Raw genomic sequence first — 24,793 nt, forward strand, 5'->3', positions numbered from 1 at the left:
TTCAACGGTAAATATGTTCGCTTGCAGGAAGAGAAGCGATCGGGCGTGGAGGCTGATATGGACGAGGACGTCGAAAACAGGGCCGTGGAGCTGGAGATCCGCGGGAAGAAGCGCATCTTCGACGTCGACGATCCCACCCTGCCGGCCTGGGTGGACGAACGCGCGCTGGAATCCGGCGACTTTCCCCACAAGAAGAAGCTCAAGGAGGAGGACTATCTGGAGCAGTTGGAAAAGCTGCAGATCGAACTCGTCAAGGTGCAGTTCTGGCTGCAGGCGACCGGTAAGCGGGTGATGGCGCTGTTCGAAGGGCGCGACGCTGCCGGCAAGGGCGGCGCGATTTCGGCCTCCTCGGCGAATATGAACCCACGCCTTGCGCGGGTCGTGGCGCTGACCAAACCGACCGACCGCGAGCAGGGACAATGGTATTTCCAGCGTTATGTCGCGCAGTTTCCGACAGCCGGCGAATTCGTGCTGTTCGACCGCTCCTGGTACAACCGCGCCGGCGTCGAGCCGGTCATGGGCTTCTGCACGCCGCAGCAATACGAAGATTTCCTCAAACAGGCGCCGCAGCTCGAAAAGATCATCGCCCATGAGGGCATCTTCTTCTTCAAATTCTATCTCGATATCGGCCGCGAGATGCAGCTCAAACGTTTCCACGACCGCCGGCACGATCCGCTGAAAGTCTGGAAACTGTCGTCGATGGATATCGCGGCGCTGACGAAATGGGACGATTACAGCGACAAGCGCAACCGGATGCTGAAGGAAACCCATACGGATTTCGCACCCTGGACGGTGATCCGCGCCAATGACAAGCGGCGGGCGCGCCTCGAACTCATCCGCCACATGCTGAACAAGATGGATTATGACGGCAAGGACAAACAGGGGCTCGGCACGGTCGACGCGGAAATCATCGGCTCAGGCCCCGGCTTTTTGAAATAGGGCACCGATCGCATCGGGACCGACGCCACCGGCTTCGCCGGGGCTGGGGTCACCGGCTCAGCCGGGACCGGCCTTACTGCCCCGGCAGGATGCGGATAGCGAAGAGGTTGATGCCGCGCGCCTTGCCGTCGAGATCGCTGTTGATCGTCAGCGTGCCCGGCGAATTCGGCGCGAGCGAGCGGTCGAACTTCACCTGCAGCAGCGCATCCGACTTTTCCCGGGTGACGTTGAAGCGATGGCGGGCGCAATTGCCGAGCGTCTGGAAATTGCATTCGACAGTGATCTGCGTCGGCTCGTCGGTGGTGGATTGCAGCGTCAGCGCGATCGTCGAAGATTTGCCGGCAAGCTGCTGCAGCACCGATGGGGGCACGCTGATCGAGATATTGCCATCGGCCGCACCGCTTTCGGAAATCAGCCGGACGGCGGGGCCGTCGTTCTCGGCGATTTTTTCGGTGCGCGCCCGCGGGCCGCTCTGGATCTTGTCGGCGTCCTCAGGCTTGAACAGCGGAATCCAATCGGCCGAGAAACTGTTCTGCGGATCGATAGTCACCGGCTGATCGGTGTGAGAGCCCGCATTCCCGGCGCTCTCATCATTGCCGGTGAAATCCTCGGGCTGGGTGCTTGCCGGCGGATTGGCGACGCTGGTGTCGCGCTCGGCCGCCGTCATCAGCAGGCCCGACGTATGCGCCCACCAGGCGCCGATGCCGATGAAGGCCAGCAGGACACACCAGACGAGCAGTCGCGAAAAGAATTTTCTAGGCTTGCGGCGGCCCGCCGCCCGCTCAGGGCGGAAATCCATATTGGTGGCGCGCTGACCGCGCGCGAGCCGCTCCTCGCCGACGGGGGCGGCGGCCAGATGATCGGCATTGCCGGCATGCACGTCGTCAAGGCTGGACTCGTCGCCGCGATGCATAACCTCCGGCGCGCGGGTCTCACCTGATACCACGGGGCCGTCGAACTCATCGGCTTCGGCTTGGTGAACCGGCGGTGCGGGCATTTCCACGACCGGCGGCACGGGCACTTCAGGCGGCCTCTGGCGGGGGTGAAGACGGTCGCGCTCCTCGCCTTCGATGGCGTGGATGGTGCTTTCCAGGCGATGGCGGTGATGGGCGACGACCTCGGTGTCGGTGATGTCCTGCTTGCGCAGTCCGGCTTCCAGCGCCTGGCGGGCCGACTGATAGATCCTCGCTCGAACCTCCGGATTATCGCGATCGGAATTCTCGAGCGCTGTTCTGATGGCCGTTTCTAATCCGCTCACATTCAGTCCTTCACCTTGAATTCGGCATCGGACTGCAATCCCTGCCGTTCTCCATCAAAATTCGGTAGCGGCAAGTGCGGCAAACCGCAAGCCTTGCAGGCCCGGCCTCGGTCGATCGGCGGGGATATCGGCTGCTTTCACCGCTTACGGGCCTTATTCTATTAGCTTTCTCGGGCGTATATATTCGGGCCGAAATCGACGAAGGCATGGCAGCCGGTCTTTTATCGGCTTTTCATCTCTGTTATGAGATTGACGTTTTCGTAAACGTCAATGGAAGTGGTGAAGCATGGCCCTGCCCCCGATCCTCAAGGACAGATTGAGACTGCCGGTTATCGGCTCGCCGCTGTTCATCATCTCGCATCCGGCGCTGACGCTGGCGCAATGCAAGGCCGGCATCGTCGGAGCGTTTCCGGCACTGAACGCCCGGCCGGAAAGCCAGCTCGACGAATGGCTGGCGGAGATTACCGAGGAGCTCGCCCGCCACGACGCCGCCCATCCGGAGAGGCCGGCGGCCCCCTTTGCCGTCAATCAGATTGTCCACATGTCGAACAAGCGGCTGGAGCACGACCTTATGCTCTGCGTCAAATACAAGGTGCCGATCGTCATCTCCTCGCTGGGCGCCGTGCCGGAGGTCAATGCCGCCGTCCATTCCTATGGCGGCATCGTGCTGCATGACATTATCAACAACCGCCACGCCCATTCGGCGATTCGCAAGGGCGCCGACGGGCTGATAGCGGTCGCCGCCGGCGCCGGAGGCCATGCCGGCACGCTCTCACCCTTTGCCCTTGTCCAGGAAATCCGCGAATGGTTCGACGGGCCGCTGCTGCTGGCCGGCGCCATCGCCACCGGCGGCGCGATCCTCGCCGCAGAAGCGATGGGCGCCGACATGGCCTATATCGGCTCGCCCTTCATCGCAACGCAAGAAGCGCGCGCCGCGGACGCCTACAAGCAGGCGATCGTCGAAGGGGCCGCCAGCGATATCGTCTATTCCAACTATTTCACCGGCGTGCACGGCAACTATCTCAAGCCCTCGATCGTGGCTGCCGGCATGGACCCGGACAACCTGCCGCTTGCCGATGTCTCGAAGATGGATTTCGAGCAGGCTGTCGGCGGCGCCAAGGCCTGGAAGGACATATGGGGCAGCGGCCAGGGCATCAGCGCCATCAAGGCCGTCGAGCCAGTCGCCAAACTCGTCGACCGGCTGGAAGCCGAATACAGGGCGGCGCGTGCCCGGCTGGCGCTCTGAGCCGCGCCTTCTTGGCCCCTCCCCTCTTTTTTGCCAAAGCCATGACAGGGCGCTTGAAATCTTCGATCAATGCCTGTATCAGCGCCATGCAAATCGCAGGCCGCATGCTTCGGCCGTGAAACGCCGCTTTAGCTCAGGTGGTAGAGCACATCATTCGTAATGATGGGGTCGCAGGTTCGAGTCCTGCAAGCGGCACCATTTTTCTTTAGTCGCGTGCTGAAAACCTACATTTTAAGCCTCTCTTAAAATTCTGAATTCACTTTATAAGATTACCTTTGGCCACTTGGCAGGCAAGCTTCAACAGTTTGAGCGCGACTTCACTCTAGGCGGCTGGGCTGCCCTTCATCTACACATGCGCGACCGATATCGATCGAACGAGAGCAGCTTGGCGATTAGGAGGATCTATGAGGGCATCTCTTTTAAGTATCGCGCTTTTCACATTTAGCTTGTCCGCTGCGCAGGCAGCAGACTTCCCTCTCGCCTCATGTGCTGGATGGAACGGAACGCTTGTCAGCAGGACCGGCACCGATTCAAGCACCGCAGTTATGAAAGGAAAGGTCACTCAAGCCAATTTCCGGGAATACTGCGAGCGAGACCCAGGAGGTGAGACAACAGCACATGGCGGCAAACTTACTGTGAAGCAGTGCGTGGCGACGTATACTAAAGCGAATGGGAAAGACGCCTACCGCTCCACCGCCAATTGCAGCGAAGGCACCCTGTCCTTCGTTCCTCCTCGCGGAGAACCGCTGCGTGTCACTTTCCCATTACCAGAGGACGCAGATGTGTCGTGCGCCTCAGGCATGCCGCCGCTGATCGAGCAGTTCAAGCTCCTCTGCCCTCAGGCGGCGCGGAAGTTTCAGTTGATGGATGACGAATGACAGGATGGCTGTTTACACCGCCAACAGACTAGTCGGCTAGCGGGTAAGATCTCAGAATTCCTCCTCCATGCTGCAGGAATAGACGCTGTGCGGGGGCGACAAGGGTAGCCAGGAGCGGGACATCAAGCGAGCAATCGAAATGTCCAAGGAGATATGAGATGGCGCTTGAAATCATCCCTTTTGACGCAACCGAGTTCCTGGATGCCGAAGAATCTCGGGCCCATCTCATTGACGATGCGTTTGAAAGCGGGGATGCAGGTTATATCGCCCATGCATTGGGCGTTGTTGCGAAAGCTCGCGGCATGTCACAAGTCGCCCGGGATGCCGGCGTTAGTCGCGAGAGTCTCTACAAATCGCTCAGTGAGAAAGGCGACCCAAAGCTTTCAACGCTCATCGGTGTAGCTGCAGCTCTCGGATACAAGCTGACAGCGACGCGTGTGGATGATTCAGATGCGCGCGAGGACGAGCGCCGATCTGCATAGCAGCCACGATACAATTCCGATGCTGCGGCCGATCTGACATCAAAGAAAATTTCGAGCCTCGACAGCCCGCTTTCTGTCCCTCATGGAGATACAGGTCCAGTAGTCGCCCCAGGCCGTTATCTGTCTCAATCAAACGACCGTGAAAACCGCAACTCCGACAGGAACAATGCCACCCCCGTGCCGGTTTCCTCCCGTGAGACAACAAGCATGGAGAACATCATGTCCTGCAAGTTCATCGCGATATCACTGCTTTCGATCGGTCTCGCCGGTTCGGCCATGGCGCAGACGGCCGGTGGGGCGGATGCCAATGGGCGGCTTTCGGTGGCGCCGGTTATCGGCGGATCGGGGAGTTCGGGCGCCGGTTCCGCAGGCGCCGGGTCAGCTGGCACTGGGTCGGTCGGCGGCGGTGCAACGGGCACCGGGACGGTCGGCACCGGCTCGACGGGCACAGGTTCTGTCGGAACCGATCCCGGCACCACCGGCAGCACGACCGGCGGTGGCGGCGTCAATCTCAACAGCGGCCGCAGCACGATCAATCCCGGCGGGGTCAATCCCAATCTGCAGCAAACGCCGGGTTGCACCAGCGGAAGCGCGGACACCGGCTCGCTCAGTGAGGCATGCCCGCAGTGAGGATGAGGTGATTGTTCGCCTTTCCTTCTGACAAAAGCGAAGACCCGGAGCGGAATGGCGCCGGGCCTTCGCTTTCGGCCGCCACTCGCCGAAATGCGCGAAAGACTGGCTGCCGAGAGAAAGCAGTCGATGCCTGCTTTACCGGCCGGGCTTGAGGTCGTAAAAGGACGGCATCACTCCGCAAGCGGCACATCGCCCCACACCCAGCCGGCCTGCCGATATTTCCGGCATCTGCGGAGCACCCGAAGAGGATCGTCATGCCGAATGCAGCGCAACGCTCGAACCGCGTGCTTATCGTCGCCACCATCATGCTCGCGACCTTCATGGTGGCGATCGAGGCGACGATCGTGGCGACCGCGATGCCGCGCATCGTCGGGGAGCTCGGCGGCTTTTCCTATTACAGCTGGGTGTTTTCGGCCTTCCTGCTGGCGCAGTCGACGACCACAGTCATCTACGGCAAGCTTTCCGACATTTTCGGGCGCAAGCCGGTGCTGATCGGCGGCATCCTCATCTTCCTGGTCGGCTCGCTGCTCTGCGGGCTTGCCTGGTCGATGATGTCGCTGGTGCTGTTCCGGCTGCTGCAGGGGCTCGGCGCCGGCGCCATCCAGCCGGTGACGATGACGATCATCGGCGATCTCTTCAAGCTCGAGGAGCGCGGCCGCGTGCAGGGCGCGATGGCGACCGTCTGGGCGACCTCGGCCGTCGTCGGGCCGCTTGCCGGCGGCATAATCGTAGACAATATCTCCTGGGCCTGGATCTTCTGGATCAACCTGCCGATCGGCGTCATCTCGATCATCGCCTTCATGGTCTTCCTCAAGGAGGACGTGGCGCACAAGCAGGCAAAGATCGATTACCTCGGATCGGTGCTGTTTTCGATCTCGATCGTGGCGCTTCTCGTCATGCTGACGGAAACCGATGCGAGCGCTTGGATCCTGCTTTCGCTTTTCGCCGTCTTCGTTGTCACGGGCCTGCTCTTTCTCGCCCAGGAGAAGCGGGCGCCGGAGCCGATCATATCGATCCCGCTCTGGAGCCGAAGGCTGATCGCGACCAGCAATGCGGCGACGCTGCTGGCCGGCATGGCGCTGATCGGGCTTTCGACAATCCTGCCGCTCTATGTGCAGGGCGTGCTCGGCCGCTCGCCTCTTGTCGCGGGGTTCACGCTGACCATGCTCGTCGTCGGCTGGCCCTTGGCGGTGATGCTCTCCAGCCGCTTCTACAAGGCCTTCGGCATCCGCCGCACGCTGCGAGTCGGCAGCCTGATGTTTCCTTTCGGCGCCTGTTTCCTGTTGTTCCTGACCCCTGACAGTTCGCCGGTCGTTGCCGGCGCCGGCTCGTTCTTCATGGGCTTCGGCATGGGTCTCATCAGCCTCACCAGCATCGTGCTTGTGCAGGACAGCGTCGAATGGTCGATGCGCGGCAGCGCCACAGCCTCGATCATCTTTGCCCGCAGCCTCGGCAATACGCTCGGCGCCACCGTGCTCGGCGCCATCCTCAATGCCGGCATCAACCATTATGCGAGCGGCGCGGCGGCGGCGGGCCTGCATCAGGCGCTGAACCAGCCGACCGGGCTTTCAACACTCGCCGCCGATCCGGCGATCCGCGCCGTCTTCAACGCGGCCCTGCACTGGAGCTTCTGGGGCGTGGTCGTCGTCGCGGTGCTGACCTTCTTCACCACCTGGCTGATCCCGGTCGGGCCTAGCCAGAAGCGCGAGAGGGCGGCTGTCGCCAGCGAGGCCGCCTCGCATTAAGCGGTTCAGCCGTTCGGCGCGACTTAGGTAAGAGGCTCTGATGGGTTACGATCTTCACATTACTCGCAAGACAAATTGGTTCGATGCGTCTCCGTCGATCGCTCTCGACGATTGGCTCGAATATGTCGCCAATGATTCCGAAATTCAGCATGACGGTTTTGCTGAAACCCCCACCGTCGACGGGGGTGTTTTACGGGTGGAACAGGCGGGCATTTGCGTGTGGATAGGATACTCACGCGGCGAAAATCGGGAAAATGCCGCATGGCTTTGGTGGAGCGGAGGCAACATCGTCGTTAAAAATCCCGATCAAGAAATCTGTCGGAAAATGTGGCTTATCGCCCAATCTCTCGATGCCAAAGTCCAGGGAGAAGAGGGAGAATATTATGGCCGTGATGGCGAGATCATCGTGACGCCGACGAATGTCATACTCGCGTCCGAGCGTTCGGTGTCTCCCGATCCAAAGCGTCCATGGTGGAAATTCTGGTAGATTCCAGACAATGCTGTTCTGCACTGCCTTGTCACACCGGTGGATTATGTTGGGAGAGTTGCCCCAGCATAGTGAGTGCAAGCTTAGTGGGCATCCCGGATATCAAAACGGACGATCTTGTCGCCTTCCATGCGGAAGATATGCGTCACGGTCTTATCCTTCAGGCCATGACTTTGCCCTTCCAGCGGCCGGCCATCGAGGTCGAATACCGACTGGATCACCTCGACAGCGATAGCGCCATCTGGCGTTTCTTCAAATGTGACCGGCTCGACATGGGGACTGATGACGGCCCACTGCCGTGTCCAATAGTCGCGTACGGCCTGACGGCCATGAACGTGGCCGCCATCCATGCCGTTGGCCCATCATCGGACAGGACGGCAAGGACAGCGTCGATGTCTCTGGCGTTGAAGCTGGCATAGATGCGCTTGATCATTTCGACGTCATTTTGAGACATGTCATTTCCTCGATGGGATTGAAACATTCGCTGCGCGGCATCGAAACGGCCTTGCCTCATGCCGCACATCAATATACATACGTACATATATATCTTGCGGTCAAGCGCAGACAAGGGGTCAAGCGGAATGGATGAAGACGTGCTTTCTACGCCGGGGCATCTCATCAGTCTTGCGGCGCGGGGATTCGCCCGTCTCAGCGAGTCACGCCTTAAACCGCTCGGCTTCGGTGTTGGCCAGTTGCCTGTGCTGGTGGCGCTGGAAAATGGCAAGGCCAGCACGCAACGCGACCTCGCCCGCTTTGCCAGGGTCGAGCAACCGCCGATGGCGCAGATGCTCGCTCGCATGGAGAGGGATGGATTGATTGAGCGGACACCCGACCCGGCTGACGGTCGCAGCAGCCGCATCGTGCTGACGAAAACCGCACAGGAACGCATGCCGGAGGCAATTGTCGCCCTGTTCCAAGGAAATAAAGAGGCATTGACTGGGTTCACGGGTGCGGAAGCGGGACAACTTGTCGATCTGCTCACGCGGCTGATCGAAAATCTGGATCAGATTGCAAGCGCGGAATCCTCGGCGCGGTTTTAGAGGCGCGATCGGGCTTATGAGAGGAACGTTTATGCATAAAGGATCCTGTCTGTGTGGCGCGGTAACTTTTGAAATCGACGGCGATCTCAGAGCGCCGGATGCGTGCCATTGCTCCAAATGCCGAAAACAATCCGGCCATTTTTTCGCTTCGACCGACGTGCCAAAGCGTCAGATCACCATCCAGGGAGGCGAAAGTGTCACCTGGTATCAATCCTCAGAAAAGGTGAGGCGTGGATTTTGCGCCGTATGTGGATCGTCGCTGTTTTGGGATCCACCTCATCATGACTGGATTGCTGTCGCGATGGGTGCATTTGATGGCCCGACCGAAACCAAACTGAAAATGCATATCTTTGTCGCTGACAAAGGCGACTACTACGACATCACCGACAACCTGCCCCAGAACGAGCAATAGGTAGCTGTTGCTCATCCGCGAGCGCCCTTCAATTTCTATTCTGGGACGGTGCCACCTTCATTCGAACTCGTGCTGCCTTTCGGCAGTGAGGGGTTCTTCAAAACGCGCGACAGCAAGTTCCGTTTTCTCTTGCGCGGGACAAGATCAATATCGCTGACAAGCTTTGCGCCGCCCTCGCGCCGCTCCAGCGTGATCTTGCGGCTATGGAAGGCTTCGAGCTCAGCCCGATGCGCGACACTGATGATGGTCACGTCAGGCAATTCATCGATCACCATCTGCATCATCTTATCCTGGCTCTTCTCATCGAGTGCTGAGGTTGCTTCATCCAGCACGATGATATCGGGATGGTGGAGCAGCAGACGCGCGAAGGCGAGCCGCTGCTTTTCACCGCCAGACAAGGTCTGGTCCCAGGGCGCATCTTCCTCGATCTTGTCGTTCAGATAATCGAGCCCCACCTTGTCGAGCGCCGCCTTGATCTTGTCCAGCGTCCAGCTATCGGCGGCGCCGGGATAGGCGACGGCACGGCGAAGCGTGCCCGAAGGGATATAGGGCCGTTGCGGCAACATGAACAATCGTCTGTCGGCGTGGAAATTGACGCTGCCCTCACCCCACGGCCAAAGACCTGCGATGGCCCGCACCAGCGTGCTCTTGCCGGACCCGGATTCGCCGGCGACGAGCACCCGCTCGCCCGCTTCGATCACGACCTGGGTTTCCTTGACCACGGCGGTGCCATCGTCAAGCGATACGGAGAGTTCGTTCAGGCTGAGCATCGCATCGCCTTCGGTTTCACCATGCTTGATGCGCCCCAGAGAGTCGCTCTGTTCGGCGCGCTCGAGCCCATCGAGCGACATCATCAGCGAAGCGATGCGCCGTGCACAGGCGTTCCAATCGGCAAGACGGGGGTAGTTGTCGACCAGCCATCCGAACGCGCTCTGAACGATGGCGAAGGCAGAGGCAGCCTGCATGACCTGCCCAAGCGTCATGCTGCCTTCGAGATACTTGGGAGCGCACAGCAAAACCGGGACGACTGGCGCAAACAGGCTCGATCCCTGCGACACAAGCGCTGTGCGCATGTGCTGGCGTGCAAGCAGCGCCCATTGCCTAAGCACATTGGCGAAGGTCTTGCCGAGGTCGTTCCGCTCCTCCTCTTCGCCGCCGAGCAATGCGATGCTCTCGCCGTTTTCCCGCACATGCGTCAGCGTATAGCGAAATTCGGCTTCCGCTTGGTTTTTAGCCTCGGAGACGCGGACGAAATGGCGGCCGATGACCGTCATCGAACTTGATGTGATCGCGGCATAGAGGACCGCAGTGATCACGAGAAAGCCGGGAACAGTGACGGTCGAACCTGCGATCGTCAGAGTGAGTGCCCCGCCGATCGTCCAGAGCACCAGGATGAAGGTCGAGGCCGACAGAAAGGCGGCAATGACACCGGAGATGAAATCGACAGGTGCTTCGGTGGCAATCCGCAAATCCTCCGCGATGCGCGCTTCGGGGTTCTTATGGTCGCCGCCGATGAGGTTCAGCTGATAGTAACGACCGCTTGCGAGCCAGCGCGCGATGACGGCGGTCGTCAGCCAGGAACGCCAGCGGCGTTGAATCATCATGCGAAGGGCGACTTGTGTCGTAACAAGGGCTGCAGTTCCGAGCGCCAGTGGCAGGAATACGACGCTCAAGACATAGACGGTGCGGGCATTATGTTGCTCAAGGGCGTCAAAAATCGCGCGGTTCCAGAGATTGATTCCATACTGGAAACCGACATTCATGCAGATCAGGGTCAATAGGCCGATGGTGCACGGCCAGGCGAGTTTGTCACCTCCACGGCCCCAATAGCGGCGCGCGCTGATCCAGAAACGCTTCAGCAAATACCGCTTGCGCGCCTGCTCGGCTTCCTCAGGCGTCAACTCCGGATCGGGTGGGATGGCATCTGGCGGCAGCACGACTTCGGCAGTCGACGCCTTCTCCTGGCGCGACTTCTCGGCACCGTGCGGTTCGGTGCCATCGACCGATTTCGGATTGAGTTTGGCGGCCGTCATGAGCACGATAACGGCTTACAAATCAAAAGGTTTCATGATGGCTGCCATCCGCCGTATCGAAAACATCTGCCCCTCACCCTAACCCTCTCCCCGTAAAAACGGGGAGAGTGCGGCATATCCCCTTCGCCCCGTTTACGGGGTCAGAAGGACAGGTCGAGGCATGCATCGAAGAGGTTATTTCAACCGCTTTGATGCAGCACCCGGATCAGCCCCGAGGATTTGCCGACATATCGTGACGGATTTACCCGTCCATGCTGGCCGCCTTTCCCCCAGCCAGCATCTTGAATCTGATTTGCACCCTCTTGGAAAACCCTTCGATTCCAGACAAGATCAGCCCGCTCTAGTGTCTGGGGAAATCCTGATGGAAAACCACGAGCCGTTTTTGCGCGAGGCGATTGCGCTCTCGAAATCTGCGGTGGAAAACGGCGACGAACCGTTTGGGTCGGTGCTGGTGAAGGACGGCGAAGTCATTCTCCGCGCCGAAAACAGCGTCTTCACCGGCCACGATATGACGAACCACGCCGAGATGAATCTGGTTAAACTGGCGGCACAACACTACGACACCGCTTTTCTCGCGGGCTGCACGCTCTACACCAGCACCGAGCCGTGCGCGATGTGCTCCGGGGCGATTTACTGGTCGGGCATCGGGCGTATGGTGTTTGCATGCTCCGAAACGCGGCTTGGCGAGATCGCCGGGATCGGGTTGAACGTGCCGAGCCGGGCGGTGTTGCAAACCGGCGCACGCATCGTCACTGTGGTTGGCCCGGACCCGAATCTCGAAGACGAAGCCGCCGAGGTCCATCAGGAATTCTGGCCGAAGCATCTGGGCAAGGCATAGCCTCATTCCTCCCGAATGCCGCTGGCGAGCACATCGAAGCGGTGTCTGGAGTTGCTCGCCCTCAGGCGGTTTCGGTGGCGATCTGCGGCAAGGATTGCAGCAGGGTCTGGCGGGCGGAGTGCAGATGCGCGCGGCAGGCGGTTTCGATCGCCGCCTGGTCGCCGGATTCCAGCGCTGCGATATAATCCAGATGTTCGTGGATGGCGCGCTCGTTGCGCTGGCGCGCGGCGGTCTTGTTCCACTGGTAATGATAGTGGAAGACGATGGCGATGGCGTCGTAGAAATCGGCGATGAAGCGGTTCTTCGAGGCTCGGTGGATCAGCAGGTGGAAGCGCTCGTCGAGGACGGAGAAATCCTTGAAGCGCTGGTTGATGTCGGCAAGCATGGCGTGATGTTCGTCGCGGATGGCGGCAAGATCGGCCCAGCTCTGATTATCCCTTGGAAGCCGGCCGAATTCGGCGGCGGAATGCAGCTCGAACATTTCGCGCACATCGGCAAGTTCGAGGGCGAATTCGCGGGTGAAGCCTTTGAGCGTCCAGTGGCTGTTCGGGCGTTTCTCGATGAGGCCGAAGCGGGAGAAGCGGATCAGGAACTCGCGCACGCTGGTCGTGCCGGTGCCGATCTCGCGGGCAAGCTCCAATTCGTTGATCTGCATGCCGGGTGCTGCATCATCGGCAAGGATGCGCTGCATGAAGCTGCGCTCGATGATATCATGCAGGGAGTCGGTTTCTTCAGAGGGAAAGAGGTCGTGGTCGGTCGGCTGGCGCAGCACGATCTTCTGGCGTTTGTTCCAGCGGATGATGCCCTCTTCGCTGAGCCGCGTCAGGATGGCGCGCGCCGTCGAACGGCTGACGCCGAGCTGGGCGGCGATCTCCGGTTCCGAGGGCAGCGCGGTATCCGTGCGCAGGGCTGCGGCATACCTGTTATAGGCTTCCTTGAAGACCGTATTCTGCCTTGCCACCAGACCCCGCTTTCCGCCCTCGTGACCGTCGCCCCGCTTCAAAGCAGGACGGAGCGGACCGGGGCTTGTTCAAACGACCTTTAGCTTATTTCCGGTCGCCTGCGGCTCATTGCCTCCCTCGTCCACAGGATCAATATTCCCGTTGACTTGAAAATGTTTATTGTAGATAAAAAACAAAATCAATGCGCTTTCGCCGATGCAGCGAGCGTTTCGCTAGAACAGGATGATTTTAGGTGGGATGGCCTAAAAATCTGAATCCTGTTCTAAATTAAATAGTTAGAGCATGATGTCGTCCGAAAACCGCTGACACATTTCGGCATCATGCTCTAGGGAGACGACATTGGATAAATTGCCTTGGATCATCCTTTCGGCCGGCGACAATGTCGCGGTCGCAACGGCGGCAATCGCGCCGGGTTCGACGGTTGCCGGCATTCAGACACGTGAGAAGATCGACCCCGGCCACAAGGTGGCGATAGCGGATATTCCGCTCGGGTCACCGGTGGTCAAATACGGACAGGCGATCGGCCGCACGACCGCCGAGGTCAAGGCCGGCGACCACGTGCACAGCCACAACCTGCATTTCGAAAACGACCGGCTGGCAGCGACCGCCAATTCGGCGCCGGAAACGGCGACAGCCGACGACGTCGGGCGCACCTTCATGGGCTATCGCCGCGCCGACGGGCGGGCGGCAACCCGCAACTATATCGGCATCATCGCCAGCGTGAACTGTTCCACCACGGTCTGCCGGGCAATCGCCGACGAGGCGAACCGGACGATCCTGCCGCATTACGAGGGCATCGACGGTTTCGTGCCGATCGTGCATGACCAGGGCTGCGGCATGAGCTCGACCGGCGACGGCATGAACGTGCTGCACCGGACGCTCGCCGGCTATACACGACATGTGAATTTCGGCGGCGTGCTGATGATCGGCCTCGGCTGCGAGGTCAATCAGCTGACGCTGTATGGCCAGAGTGGTGCGGGCGCCTCGAAGCGGCATTTCAACATTCAGGATGCCGGCGGCTCGCGCCGCGCGGTGGAACGCGCCATGGGCATGCTGCGCGAAATCGCCGCTGATGTCGGCAAAGAAAAGCGCGTGCCGATGTCGATCGGCGAGATCATCATCGGCCTGCAATGCGGCGGCTCGGACGGCTTTTCCGGCATCACCGCCAATCCGGCGCTGGGTGTCGCGGCCGACCTGCTGGCGGCGGCCGGCGGCACGGCTATCCTGTCGGAGACCTCGGAAATCTATGGTGCGGAACATCTGCTGCGCAGCCGCGCCGTCAGCGACGAGGTGGCAAAGAAGCTCGACGACAAGATCGCCTGGTGGGAGGAGTACGTCGCCCTGCACGGCGCCTCGCTCGACAACAACCCCTCGCCCGGCAACAAGCGCGGCGGTCTCACCACTATTCTCGAAAAGTCGCTCGGCGCCGTCGCCAAGGGCGGGCGTTCGCCGCTGACGGCGGTCTATGGTTATGCCGAACGGGTCACGGCCCCCGGCCTCGTCTTCATGGACACGCCCGGCTACGACCCCGTCTCGGCAACCGGCCAGGTGGCGGGCGGGGCAAACATGATCGCCTTTACCACAGGCCGCGGCAGCTGCTTCGGCTGTCGGCCGGCGCCGTCGCTGAAGCTTTCCAGCAATTCGGCGCTCTATGCCTCGATGGAAGAGGATATGGACATCGATTGCGGCACCATCGCCACCGGCGATGCGACAATCAGCGGCAAGGGCCGCGAGATCTTCGACCTCATCATCGATACGGCCTCGGGCAAGAAGACCAAGAGCGAGATCTTCGGCTACGGCGACAATGAATTCGTGCCGTGGCATCTCGGTGCGACGCTCTGAAATCTGCGCGCGACGCTTTAAATAGACAGTTCTTCGCGAGGAGGCGTGATGAAGACGAGAAAGATCGGCAAGACCAAGCTGGAGGTGACCGAAATCAGTTTCGGCGCGGCCGCTCTCGGCGGCCTCTACCGCGCCTGCCCGCGCGAGCAGGCGATGGACACGCTGCAGGCAGCCTGGGACAGCGGCATCCGCTATTTCGACGTGGCGCCCTGGTATGGGCTCGGCCTTGCCGAGCGGCGGGTCGGCGATTTCCTGCGCGACCAGCCGGACGGCTCTTACGTGCTGTCCACCAAGGTCGGCCGGCTGCTTCGGCCGGTGCCGACCGGCACCGTGCCTGATTACAGCTATGTTGATCCGCTCTCCTTCGATGCCGATTACGACTATTCCTATGACGGCATCATGCGCTCGGTCGAGTTCAGCTATGCGCGGCTCGGCCTCAACCGCATCGATATCCTCTATGTGCACGACCTCGGCGTCTACACCCATGGCGCGGCGAAGAATGCGGTCCACCAGAAGCAGTTTCTCGATTCCGGCGTGAAGGCGCTGGAGGAGCTGAAGTCGTCTGGCGCGATCTCCGCCTTCGGCCTCGGCGTCAACGAGGTGCCCGTCTGCCTCGAGGTCATGCGCCATTCCGATCTCGACTGTATCCTGCTCGCCGGCCGCTACACGCTGCTCGACCGCTCGGCCGTTGCCGAACTGCTGCCGCTCTGCCGGCAGAAAGGCACGTCGCTCGTCGTCGGCGGCGTCTTCAACTCCGGCATCCTCGCCACCGGCCCGGTGCCGGGTTCGCATTTCGACTATATGCCGGCTGATGACGAGGTGCTTGCCAAGGTCGGCGCCATGGAGGCGATCGCCAAGAGCCACGGCGTGCCGCTGGCAGCGCCCGCCCTGCAGTTTCCGCTGCGCGAGGCGATCGTCGCATCGGTGCTGATCGGCACGGCCAAGCCCTCGAGCCTGACGCGCAATATGGAGATCGTCGAGCCGCGGCTTGCCGACGAGATCTATGCCGAATTCGAACCCTATACGCTGGTTGCGCCGCCGCTCGGCGCCGAAGCCGTCCGAGTCTGAGGAGAGACTATGCTCAAGGGTATTCATCCGCTGCTTGGCCCCGACCTGCTCCATGCATTGAAGACCATGGGACATGGCGACGACATCGTCATATCGGACGCCAATTTTCCCTCGGGCTCTATGGGCCCGCCGGTCATTCGTGCCGACGGCGTCAGCGCCACGGCGATGACCGAGGCCATCCTGACCCATATGCCGCTCGACACTTTCGTGCCGGAAGCGGCGTGGCGGATGGAGGTGGTCGGCGATCCCGATGCGATGCCGGAGGTCTGCACCGAGTTCCAGCAGATCGTTTCCAAGCACGCCGGCGATTTCCGCATCGTGCCGGTGGAGCGTTTTGCGTTTTACGCGATGGCCCGCAAGGCCACCTACATCGTCGCGACGACGGAATTCCGGCTCTACGGCAACCTGATTTTGAAAAAGGGGGTCGTCCATCCGCACGAGGTCGACAAGGCCTGATCCCTATTTTAGGGTATCGTTGTATTGGAATAAAATCAGTTGCTTGGCGGGAGTTTACCAAAGCAAAAAAGCCGGTTTGGCACTCTTGCAATTTGATTGCGCCTCGGCTAGCTTCACCTGGCAAATGTTTTTTATCGATAAAAATCGTCCGCCTGCGTTCAGCGGCCGATTTATTCGGAGGAGAACGCACCCTGAGAGGAGAACCCAAATGAGCATCGTGAAATCCCTTCTGTCTCGCCGCGCCTTCACCGCGCTTGCGGGCGCCGCCGTCATCGCCACGGCGATGCCGGCACCGTCGTTTGCAGCCGACGTGACGATCCCGATCATCGTCAAGGACACGACGTCCTTCTACTGGCAGATCGTTCTGGCCGGCGCCCGCAAGGCCGGCAAGGATCTCGGCGTCAACGTGCCGGAACTCGGCGCACAGGCCGAATCCGACGTCAACGGCCAGATCAGCATTCTTGAGAACGCCGTCGCCGGCAAGCCGGCCGCCATCGTCATCTCGCCGACGGAATTCAAGGCGCTCGGCAAGCCGATCGACGAAGCCGCCAAGTCGGTTCCGATCATCGGCATCGACTCGGGCGCCGACTCCAAGGCATTCAAGTCGTTCCTGACGACCGACAACGTCCAGGGCGGCCGCATCGCCGCCGACGGTCTTGCCGCCGCCATCAAGGAGATGACGGGCAAGGAAGAAGGCGAAATCGTCATCCTCACCAACCTTCCGGGCGTCGGCTCGCTGGAGCAGCGCCGCGAAGGCTTCCTGGATCAGGTCAAGACCAAATATCCGGGTCTGAAGGTGATCGCCGACAAGTACGGTGACGGCCAGGCGACGACCGGCCTTAACATGATGACTGACCTGATCACGGCCAACCCGAACCTCGTCGGTGTCTTCGCCTCGAACCTGATCCTGGCGCAGGGCGTCGGCCAGGCGATCGCCGAAAACAAGCTGGGCGACAAGATCAAAGTCATCGGCTTCGACAGCGACGACAAGACGGTCGGCTTCCTCAAGGACGGCGCGATTGCCGGCCTCGTCGTTCAGGACCCCTACCGCATGGGCTATGACGGCATCAAGACCGCGCTTGCCGTCTCCAAGGGCGAGAAGGTTCCGGAAAATGTCGATACCGGCGCCAACCTCGTGACCAAGGCGAATATGGCCGATCCGAAGATCGACGCGCTCCTGAACCCGAAGATCAAGTAAGACGAGAGAGGCCGCGCCGGCTCAAAAACCGGCGCGGCCTTTTCCATCCGTGCTATGTTTTGCAGGGGATGGAGAGCAGACGCGACACAAGGAGGAGAGGTCCCATGATCGGACTGGAAGAGGTCAGTCATCGCCATGATGACAGCGCGACGCTGAAAGAAGCCAATCGAATTCCCGCCGGATCGCCTATCCTCGAACTCAGGGGCCTGCAGAAGAATTACGGTCATGTGCAGGCGCTGAAGCCAGCGACGCTGACCTTTCTTGCCGGCGAAATCCACGCGATCGTCGGCGAAAACGGCGCCGGCAAATCCACCCTCATCAAATTGCTGACCGGCGTCATTACCCGCACCGCCGGCGAAGTGCTGTGGTGCGGCCAACCAGTGGCACTGGCGACACCGAACGAGACAATTGCGCGCGGCATCAACGCCGTGCACCAGGAGGTCGTGCTCTGCCGGCACCTGACGGTCGCCGCCAATCTCTTCCTCGGAGACGAGGTCAACCGCTTCGGCCTGATGCGCAAGAAGCAGATGGAGAAGATGGCACAGGCCGTGCTCGACGATCTCGGCTTCGGCCTGCCGGCGGGTGCACTGCTGAGCGAACTGACCATCGGCCAGCAGCAGCTGGTGGCAACCGCGCGCGCGGCGATGCGCGGCACGCAATTCCTGATCTTCGATGAACCCACCGCCTATCTCACCCGCCAGGAATCGGCGCAGCTCTTCAAGCTGATCCGACGCTTGCAAGGCGAAGGCGTCACCATCGTCTATATCAGCCACCGCATGGAGGAAGTCTTCGAGCTTGCCGACCGTGTCTCGGTGCTGCGCGACGGCACGCATGTCGGCACGCGCCTGATCGGCGAGACCAACGATGCCGAACTGATCTCGCTGATGATCAACCGCTCGATTGAACAGATCTACCACAAGGAAGAAATTGCGATCGGCGAGACGATCCTCACTGTCAACGGCCTCTCCGGCCCGGGCTTCGAAGATGTATCGCTGAGCGTCAAGGCGGGACAGATCGTCGGCCTCTACGGCCTGATCGGCGCCGGGCGCAGCGAATTTGCGCTCGGGCTCTACGGCCGCCAGCCGACGACATCCGGCGATGTCGAATGGATGGGCAAACGTGTCGACATCCGCAATGAACGCACCGCCATGGAGCTCGGCATTGCGCTGGCGCCGGAAAGCCGGCGCGACCAGGGGCTTTGCCTCAACCTGCCGATCGGGCTGAACATCAACCTGCCGGTGTTCGGGCGGCTGAGCCACGGGCCGGTGATCAACCACGCGCGCGAATCGGCCAATGCCGACCAGCAGATCCGCAATCTCAGCATCAAGACACCGAGCCGGCGCGTTCCGGCCTCCAGCATGTCGGGCGGCAATCAGCAGAAGATCGTCATCGGCAAGTGGCTGAGCCACGGCGCCCGGCTTTTCATCTTCGACGAGCCGACCGTCGGCGTCGACGTCGGCACCAAGGCGGAAATCTACCGGCTGTTCGCCCAGCTTCTGAAGGACGGCGCCGGTATCATCCTGATCTCTTCCTACCTGCCTGAGGTCTACGAACTGGCCGACCGGCTGCACGTCTTCCGCGCCGGCACAATCGTCGCGAGCCATTATTATCACGCGGCGACGCATGAAGAAGTGCTCAGCGAAGCGATCGGCGTCTGAGCACAAGCAATTCCAGCAAAAGTGCGCTGCGGTTTTGCGTCCGGAAATTGCGTAAAACAAATAGATGGAGAATTCCCGCGCTTCGGAGAAAAGCGGAAATTCTCTAAGAGGGAGAAAATTCATGACTGCCACCCCCACCGAAATCGTCGCGCCGCCGCCGCGCCGGAAAATGAACATCCTGTTCGGCCTGACGCTGATCGGCCTGCTGATCTTCCTCTGGATCGTGCTTGGCGTTGTCACCCCGAGCTTCTGGACGCCGCTCAATATCTCGAACCTGCTGCGTCAGGGCGCGATGACGGCAATCCTGGCGCTCGGTCAGACCTTTGTCATCATCACCGCCGGCATCGACCTTTCGGTCGGCGCCATCGTCGGCTTCTGCACCGTGATCATCGCCTGGCTGCTGCAGGCGGGCGTGCCGGTCTGGGGTGCGATCGCGCTGACGCTGCTGATGGGTGTGGCGATCGGCGCCTTTCATGGCTTCGGCATCGTGCATATGGGCCTGCCTCCGTTCATCATCACGCTGGCAACCCTGACATCCCTGCGCGGCATCGGTCTGCTGATCACCAACGGCTCGACGATCAACATCACCAATGAAGGTTTCAGCAATTTCGCCCGCGCCGATTTGCTCAGTATTCCGAGCCTGTTCTGGATGGTCATCCTGGTGGCGGTCCCATCCTTCATCTTCCTGCATCTGAGCCGCTGGGGCCGGTATCTCTTCGCGGTCGGTTCGAACGCCGAGGCGGCGCGCCTTTCCGGCGTCAATGTCAAGGGCATGATCTACCTCGCCTATATCCTGTCTGCCTCCTTCGCCGCCTTCGTCGGCGTGCTGCTTGCCTCGCGCATCGCCATCGGCAATGCGACACAGGCGGACGGCTGGGAACTGCAGGCGATCGCCTCCTCCGTCATCGGCGGCACCAGCCTGTTTGGCGCGGTCGGCTCGGTGCATGGCCCGCTGATCGGCGCCTTCATTCTCGCCACCATCAACAACGGCGCGAACCTTCTGAACGTCAACTCCTTCTGGCAGCGCATCATCACCGGTCTGCTGATCATCGTGATCGTGTTCTTCGACCAGCTGCGCCGCCGCCGGAGCAATTGAGCGACAAGAGACAGCCGGCCTGAACAAGCCGGCTTCCTCCATCTCAGGAATGCGAGATCCGTCATGAAAGCAGTTCTTTGCCGGGAGCCCGGCGTGCTCGAGATCGTCGAGCGTCCTTCGCCTGCGGCTCCCGCCGCTGGCTGGGTGCGGCTTGCCGTCAGCCATGTCGGCATTTGCGGCACCGATTACCACATCTTCGAGGGCAAACATCCCTTCCTCGAATATCCGCGGGTGATGGGGCATGAGATCTCGGCGACGGTGCTGGAAGCGGGCGACGGCGTTGCCATGGCGGTCGGCACGCCCGTCATCGTCAATCCCTATCTCTCCTGCGGGCAGTGTATCGCCTGTCGTCAGGGCAAGCCGAATTGCTGCACCAATATCAAGGTGCTCGGCGTCCATACGGATGGCGCCTTCTGCGAGGAGATTTCAGTCCCGGCAGAGAACCTCTATGCCGCCAAAGGTGTAAGCCTCGAAGCGGCGGCGACGACCGAGTTCCTGGCGATCGGCGCCCATGCGGTGCGCCGTTCGATGACCGGCGCCGGCGCGCGGGCGCTGGTCATCGGCGCCGGGCCGATCGGGCTCGGGGCGGCGATCTTCTCGCGCATTGCAGGACATGAGGTGACGCTGCTCGATACCAGCACCGAGCGGCTGCAGATGGCGTCGGAACGCTTCGGCTTCACTTCCGGCATCGTTGCCAACGAGGCGACAGCGGAGGCCGTACGGGAAAAGACCAATGGCGACAGTTTCGACGTGGTCTTCGACGCGACGGGTTACGGGCCTTCGATGGAAAAGGCCTTCTCCTTCGTCGCCCATGGCGGCGCGCTGGTGCTGGTCAGCGTCGTCAAGGACGATATCCGCTTCTCCGATCCGGAATTCCACAAGCGCGAGATGATGGTGATCGGCAGCCGCAACGCCACTCGCGTCGATTTCGAACATGTGGCGGGTTCAATCGCCAAAGGCCTGGTGCCGGTGGACAAACTCATCACCCACCGCACGACGCTTGCCGATGCGCCGCGCGACCTCGCGCGCTGGGCGCACGAAAAGAATGGCCTGATCAAAGCGGTAATCACTATCGGGAATTAAATCGCGGCCTTGATTGTCCGATGCATCTCCCTGACCACCGTAACATCGGTCCGGTTCATTCTCCTCGCCTCGAAACCGAAAGCCACGGCGCGCGGATCGCGGCTTTCAACCGGTGAGCTGCAGGAACCGTGGACCTCGCGGGCGCCGGTCGCCCGTAATATTTCACCGACATTGGCGGGGCGGATGCCGCTGCCAGGCATGATCGAAATGCGCCCGGCCGCCTTTGCCGAGAGGCGCTTCAGCGTTTCGAGACCGTCGGTAGCCTTCAGCGAGCAGCCGGAGGTCAAAATGCGTTCGCAGCCGAGCTCGACCGCCTGTTCCAGCGCCTGGTCGGCATCCGGCACCAGATCGAAAGCGCGATGCAGCGTCGAGCCGAGGCCTGCGGCATGCGCCTTCAAACGGTGGATCAACGGCATGTCGAGCGTGCCATCCGGCCGGTTGGCGCCGATGACCACACCGGCAAGGCCAGCGGCGCGCACGGCATCGATGTCGATCATCATCGCCTCCTCATCTGCCCCGTCGAAGATGAAGGGACCGGCATGCGGGCGGATCATCGCGTAGACCGGAATGGGTGCCCGGGCGGCGATCCGCATCAGGCTCGGCACCGGCGTCAGGCCGCCGAGTTCCAGCGCCGAGCAGAGCTCGATGCGCCCGGCGCCACCCTCGATCGCGGCGGCAAGGCCTTCGGCGCTGTCGACGCACACTTCCAGCAAGATCGTCACGCTGCAGTCTCCCTGGCTCCGGCGTCCGTCAGCGTTATGGTACGCGCGACGGTTTCTGACGTAATTCTCGCCGCCGCCTCGATGATCATTGCGCAGGCATCGGCGGCGGCTTTGCGATGGTTGAAGGCGACGTGATAGGACATCGGCAGATGCTCGTCGAGATCGACGATACGCACCTTGTCGGCGATCGGCATGGCGCTGACCCGGCCGAGGAAGGAGACGTAACCGTGATTGGCGACGAGGTCGACGATGACAGGCAGTGAATCCGCCGCGGTGATATCCTGGCCGCGCAGGCGCCGGTTGGGCGCGCGTTCATAGCTGAAGGCCATGGCAGCATGGCCGAGGCCGGTACGCGGGCTCGGCATGCAAATCGGGTGGCCGGCGACGAGATCGGCGACACTGGTCTCGGTGCTATCAGGCGGCGCGATCACCACCATGTCGGTCTGCAGCAATTCGCGATGGCGGAAGCTTTCCAGCCCGAAGACCGAATCCAGGATCGCGACATCGATGCGGCCGCTCTTCAGCGCCTCGCGCAGATCGTCGGCGGTCATCGAGACCAGCGAGATCGCATTGTTATTGCGGCGGAGATTCCATTCCGAGACTAGCGTGCCCAGGCAGCGCGCCACCCAGCTTTCCGATCCGGTCGGGATGATCGAGCCGATGCGCAGCGACCGGGCGGTGCGCCGATAACGCTCGTCGGCCGACGATTTCAGGTCGTTCCACGCCTGGCTGATCGCCATGAAGATCTGGTAGGCGCGCCTGCCCTCCTCCGTCAGCACCGAGCCCTGCGCCTGGCGCTCGAACAGACGGTGCTTAAGAAATTTCTCAAGATTGGCAAGCTGAAGCGAAAGCTGCGGCTGACCGAGGCGAAGGCGGCGGGCGGCCCGGTTGATGCTGCCCTGGTCGGCAACTTCGAGAAAACGCTCCATCGTGACGATCTTGACGGGAATGCGCGATGCCCAGGCCTCGTCGATCTCGGCGGCGGCGCCGTCGTGACCGGCCCATTGGCCGAGCTCAGCGATCGCAGCCATGATCGGCTCCAGGCCTTCCAGCACCCTGCCGCTCGCAATCAACGTCGCGAGCTCGCCTGAGGCGCGTTCCGTCAGCGTCATCGCCAGTTCGGTCTCGAGATTATGGATTGCCGTCGAGACGGTGGAGGGCGACAGCTGGAAGCGCCGCGCGGTCTCGCGGACCGAACCGGAGGTCAGGACATGGCTGGCAATGAACAAGGCACCAAGATGCAAACGGCCACCTCCGGAAAGCGCTGGGAAAACCGGACGATATGATGTGTTCACGAAAAAAGATATCCCTGCCTCCGGAGAGGCTGGCTATCGTTCCCGTCATAAAAAATCCCGGCGGCGGGAAACCGCGAAAGAGCCGGGGAATATCGTGGAAACACGCAAGGGGACAAAAACAAATCGCGCCGGCCTTGGAAAAGGGAATGCGTTTCCGCGCGCGGAGGTGCATTCGCCGCCATAATCGTGCCGCGACCGCAAATACTGGAGGGGGCTTGCATCGATTTTTCGGGCATGCACGCTATTTCCATCACGCACGCAATTCCGGCATGATGGCGGCGTCGTCGCCCTCGCCGGCGGATTTTCCTGCGCGCAAGCCTCCCGCCAAGGGCTTGGGCCACTGCATAATTCCTGAAATCGGAACTGATTTCAGGAGAAATTATGCAGAAATTCAAAGTGCTACAGCGTCCTTGCACGTCTGAAAGACGTGTGGCGCTGTAGGTCAACGGTGTTTAACAAGGGGATATTCCATGCTGAAGAAACTCGCACTTGCCGTTTCGCTCTCCGCCTTCGCAGTGGGCGCGGCCCAGGCCGCGGACGTCGTCGTCTCGTCGAAGATCGACACCGAAGGCACGCTGCTCGGCAACGTCATCGCGCTCGCTCTCGAAGCGAACGGCATCAAGACGCAGGACCGCATCGCGCTTGGCGCAACACCCGTCGTGCGCAAGGCAATCACCGCCGGCGAAATCGACATCTATCCGGAATATACCGGCAATGCCGGCTTCTTCTTCAACAAGGCCGATGACGCCGCCTGGAAGAACATCGACCAGGGCTATGAGCTGGCGAAGAAGCTCGATTACGACGCCAATAAGATCGTCTGGCTGACGCCGTCGCCTGCTAATAACACCTGGGCGCTCGCCGTGCGCAGCGACGTCGCCGGGCCGAACAACTTGAAGAGCCTCACGGACTTCGGCAAATGGGTTGCCGGAGGCGGTGCTGCCAAGCTTGCCGCCTCCGCCGAATTCGTCAATTCGGCCGGCGCGCTTCCCGCCTTCCAGACGACCTACGGCTTCCAGCTGAAGCCCGACCAGATGGTCGTTCTTTCCGGCGGCGACACGGCGGCAACGATCAAGGCGGCCGCCGACCAAACGAACGGCGTCAATACCGCCATGGTCTACGGCACCGACGGCGCGATCGAAGCGGCCGAACTCACCGTTCTTGAAGACGACAAGAATGTGCAGCAGGTCTATGCCCCGACGCCGATCATCCGCGAAGAGGTGCTGAAGGCCAATCCGAAGATCGAGGAAGTGCTCTCGCCGATCTTCAAGAGCCTGACCGCCGACGAGTTGCGCAAACTCAACGCCAAGATCCAGGTCGACGGCGAGCCGGCTAAATCGGTTGCCGAAGCCTATCTCAAGGAAAAAGGCTTCCTGAAGTAGTCATAGCCCGCTCCGCCCATCAAGGGCGGAGCCTCCTTTGCTG

23 protein-coding genes, 1 tRNA gene and 1 pseudogene are annotated in these 24,793 nt (G+C 61.2%); 19 read left to right on the plus strand and 6 right to left on the minus strand.

The window, feature by feature from the left end:
• Positions 1–57 precede the first annotated feature (57 nt).
• On the plus strand, positions 58–939 hold the full coding sequence (gene ppk2, locus OIU37_RS16570) for a polyphosphate kinase 2 (RefSeq protein WP_264258079.1): 882 nt from the start codon (positions 58–60) through the stop codon (positions 937–939).
• 73 nt (positions 940–1,012) lie between these two features.
• Here the strand turns inward: ppk2 and OIU37_RS16575 are convergent, their stop codons facing one another.
• On the minus strand, positions 1,013–2,197 hold the full coding sequence (locus OIU37_RS16575; RefSeq protein ID WP_180693882.1) for a regulator: 1,185 nt from the start codon (positions 2,195–2,197) through the stop codon (positions 1,013–1,015).
• A gap of 286 nt (positions 2,198–2,483) precedes the next feature.
• On the opposite strand from OIU37_RS16575, the gene OIU37_RS16580 reads away from it, so the two are divergent.
• From OIU37_RS16580 to OIU37_RS16610, 7 genes are all read left to right on the plus strand, one after another.
• On the plus strand, positions 2,484–3,443 hold the full coding sequence (locus tag OIU37_RS16580) for a nitronate monooxygenase family protein (protein ID WP_264258080.1): 960 nt from the start codon (positions 2,484–2,486) through the stop codon (positions 3,441–3,443).
• A gap of 122 nt (positions 3,444–3,565) precedes the next feature.
• Positions 3,566–3,641, plus strand: a tRNA-Thr gene (locus tag OIU37_RS16585).
• 206 nt (positions 3,642–3,847) lie between these two features.
• The gene (locus tag OIU37_RS16590) at positions 3,848–4,321 is read left to right on the plus strand and encodes a hypothetical protein (RefSeq protein ID WP_264258081.1); all 474 of its coding nucleotides are present in this window, start codon (positions 3,848–3,850) and stop codon (positions 4,319–4,321) included.
• Between the two features lie 158 nt (positions 4,322–4,479).
• Positions 4,480–4,803: an addiction module antidote protein gene (locus OIU37_RS16595; protein WP_264258082.1), complete on the plus strand. Its 324-nt coding sequence runs from the start codon at positions 4,480–4,482 to the stop codon at positions 4,801–4,803.
• 219 nt (positions 4,804–5,022) lie between these two features.
• On the plus strand, positions 5,023–5,433 hold the full coding sequence (locus OIU37_RS16600; protein ID WP_180693886.1) for a hypothetical protein: 411 nt from the start codon (positions 5,023–5,025) through the stop codon (positions 5,431–5,433).
• A 257-nt stretch (positions 5,434–5,690) separates the two neighbouring features.
• Positions 5,691–7,181 (plus strand): MDR family MFS transporter, encoded by a 1,491-nt coding sequence (locus OIU37_RS16605; RefSeq protein WP_180693887.1) that lies wholly within the window; start codon positions 5,691–5,693, stop codon positions 7,179–7,181.
• 40 nt (positions 7,182–7,221) lie between these two features.
• Complete coding sequence (locus OIU37_RS16610; RefSeq protein ID WP_264258083.1) at positions 7,222–7,668, plus strand: hypothetical protein; 447 nt, start codon at positions 7,222–7,224, stop codon at positions 7,666–7,668.
• 83 nt (positions 7,669–7,751) lie between these two features.
• Here OIU37_RS16610 and OIU37_RS16615 read toward each other — a convergent pair.
• Positions 7,752–8,122 (minus strand): annotated as a pseudogene (locus OIU37_RS16615) (nuclear transport factor 2 family protein).
• Positions 8,123–8,249: 127 nt separating this feature from the next.
• Between OIU37_RS16615 and OIU37_RS16620 the strand changes: the two are divergent.
• Positions 8,250–8,708 carry a MarR family winged helix-turn-helix transcriptional regulator gene (locus OIU37_RS16620; protein ID WP_264258084.1) on the plus strand — a complete coding sequence of 153 codons (459 nt, stop codon included), beginning with the start codon at positions 8,250–8,252 and terminating at the stop codon, positions 8,706–8,708.
• 31 nt (positions 8,709–8,739) lie between these two features.
• A complete protein-coding gene (locus OIU37_RS16625) occupies positions 8,740–9,120 on the plus strand; it encodes a GFA family protein (RefSeq protein ID WP_264258085.1) in 381 nt (126 codons plus the stop codon).
• A 35-nt stretch (positions 9,121–9,155) separates the two neighbouring features.
• Here the strand turns inward: OIU37_RS16625 and OIU37_RS16630 are convergent, their stop codons facing one another.
• Positions 9,156–11,153, minus strand: coding sequence for an ABC transporter ATP-binding protein/permease (locus tag OIU37_RS16630; RefSeq protein WP_264258086.1), 1,998 nt, complete (start codon positions 11,151–11,153; stop codon positions 9,156–9,158).
• A gap of 361 nt (positions 11,154–11,514) precedes the next feature.
• Here OIU37_RS16630 and OIU37_RS16635 point away from each other — a divergent pair, with 361 nt between their 5' ends.
• Positions 11,515–11,991, plus strand: coding sequence for a nucleoside deaminase (locus OIU37_RS16635; protein WP_168307847.1), 477 nt, complete (start codon positions 11,515–11,517; stop codon positions 11,989–11,991).
• A 61-nt stretch (positions 11,992–12,052) separates the two neighbouring features.
• Here the strand turns inward: OIU37_RS16635 and OIU37_RS16640 are convergent, their stop codons facing one another.
• On the minus strand, positions 12,053–12,952 hold the full coding sequence (locus tag OIU37_RS16640) for a GntR family transcriptional regulator (protein ID WP_168314547.1): 900 nt from the start codon (positions 12,950–12,952) through the stop codon (positions 12,053–12,055).
• Between the two features lie 340 nt (positions 12,953–13,292).
• Here OIU37_RS16640 and OIU37_RS16645 point away from each other — a divergent pair, with 340 nt between their 5' ends.
• The 7 genes from OIU37_RS16645 (at position 13,293) to OIU37_RS16675 (ending at position 21,354) form a co-directional block, all read left to right on the plus strand.
• Positions 13,293–14,795 carry a UxaA family hydrolase gene (locus OIU37_RS16645; protein ID WP_264258087.1) on the plus strand — a complete coding sequence of 501 codons (1,503 nt, stop codon included), beginning with the start codon at positions 13,293–13,295 and terminating at the stop codon, positions 14,793–14,795.
• 48 nt (positions 14,796–14,843) lie between these two features.
• Positions 14,844–15,863 (plus strand): aldo/keto reductase, encoded by a 1,020-nt coding sequence (locus OIU37_RS16650; RefSeq protein WP_264258088.1) that lies wholly within the window; start codon positions 14,844–14,846, stop codon positions 15,861–15,863.
• A 9-nt stretch (positions 15,864–15,872) separates the two neighbouring features.
• Positions 15,873–16,319 (plus strand): RbsD/FucU family protein, encoded by a 447-nt coding sequence (locus OIU37_RS16655; protein WP_264258089.1) that lies wholly within the window; start codon positions 15,873–15,875, stop codon positions 16,317–16,319.
• Between the two features lie 208 nt (positions 16,320–16,527).
• Positions 16,528–17,517 (plus strand): ABC transporter substrate-binding protein, encoded by a 990-nt coding sequence (locus tag OIU37_RS16660; RefSeq protein ID WP_171601736.1) that lies wholly within the window; start codon positions 16,528–16,530, stop codon positions 17,515–17,517.
• Positions 17,518–17,621: 104 nt separating this feature from the next.
• The gene (locus OIU37_RS16665; protein ID WP_264258090.1) at positions 17,622–19,175 is read left to right on the plus strand and encodes a sugar ABC transporter ATP-binding protein; all 1,554 of its coding nucleotides are present in this window, start codon (positions 17,622–17,624) and stop codon (positions 19,173–19,175) included.
• Between the two features lie 121 nt (positions 19,176–19,296).
• Positions 19,297–20,271, plus strand: coding sequence for an ABC transporter permease (locus tag OIU37_RS16670; protein ID WP_003545129.1), 975 nt, complete (start codon positions 19,297–19,299; stop codon positions 20,269–20,271).
• Positions 20,272–20,334: 63 nt separating this feature from the next.
• On the plus strand, positions 20,335–21,354 hold the full coding sequence (locus OIU37_RS16675; RefSeq protein WP_264258091.1) for a zinc-binding alcohol dehydrogenase family protein: 1,020 nt from the start codon (positions 20,335–20,337) through the stop codon (positions 21,352–21,354).
• On the opposite strand, the gene OIU37_RS16680 is transcribed toward OIU37_RS16675, so the two are convergent.
• The gene (locus OIU37_RS16680) at positions 21,351–22,076 is read right to left on the minus strand and encodes a copper homeostasis protein CutC (protein WP_264258092.1); all 726 of its coding nucleotides are present in this window, start codon (positions 22,074–22,076) and stop codon (positions 21,351–21,353) included. The genes OIU37_RS16675 and OIU37_RS16680 overlap by 4 nt on opposite strands.
• Entirely contained in the window at positions 22,073–23,320 is a 1,248-nt protein-coding gene (locus OIU37_RS16685) for a LysR family transcriptional regulator (RefSeq protein ID WP_171378041.1), read from the minus strand. Before OIU37_RS16685 ends, OIU37_RS16680 begins: the two co-directional genes overlap by 4 nt.
• A 521-nt stretch (positions 23,321–23,841) precedes the next feature.
• Here OIU37_RS16685 and OIU37_RS16690 point away from each other — a divergent pair.
• A complete protein-coding gene (locus OIU37_RS16690; RefSeq protein ID WP_168307857.1) occupies positions 23,842–24,750 on the plus strand; it encodes an ABC transporter substrate-binding protein in 909 nt (302 codons plus the stop codon).
• Positions 24,751–24,793 lie beyond the last annotated feature (43 nt).

The sequence above is a fragment of the Rhizobium sp. BT-226 genome (assembly GCF_025847085.2).
Taxonomy (GTDB): Bacteria; Pseudomonadota; Alphaproteobacteria; order Rhizobiales; family Rhizobiaceae; genus Rhizobium; species Rhizobium sophorae.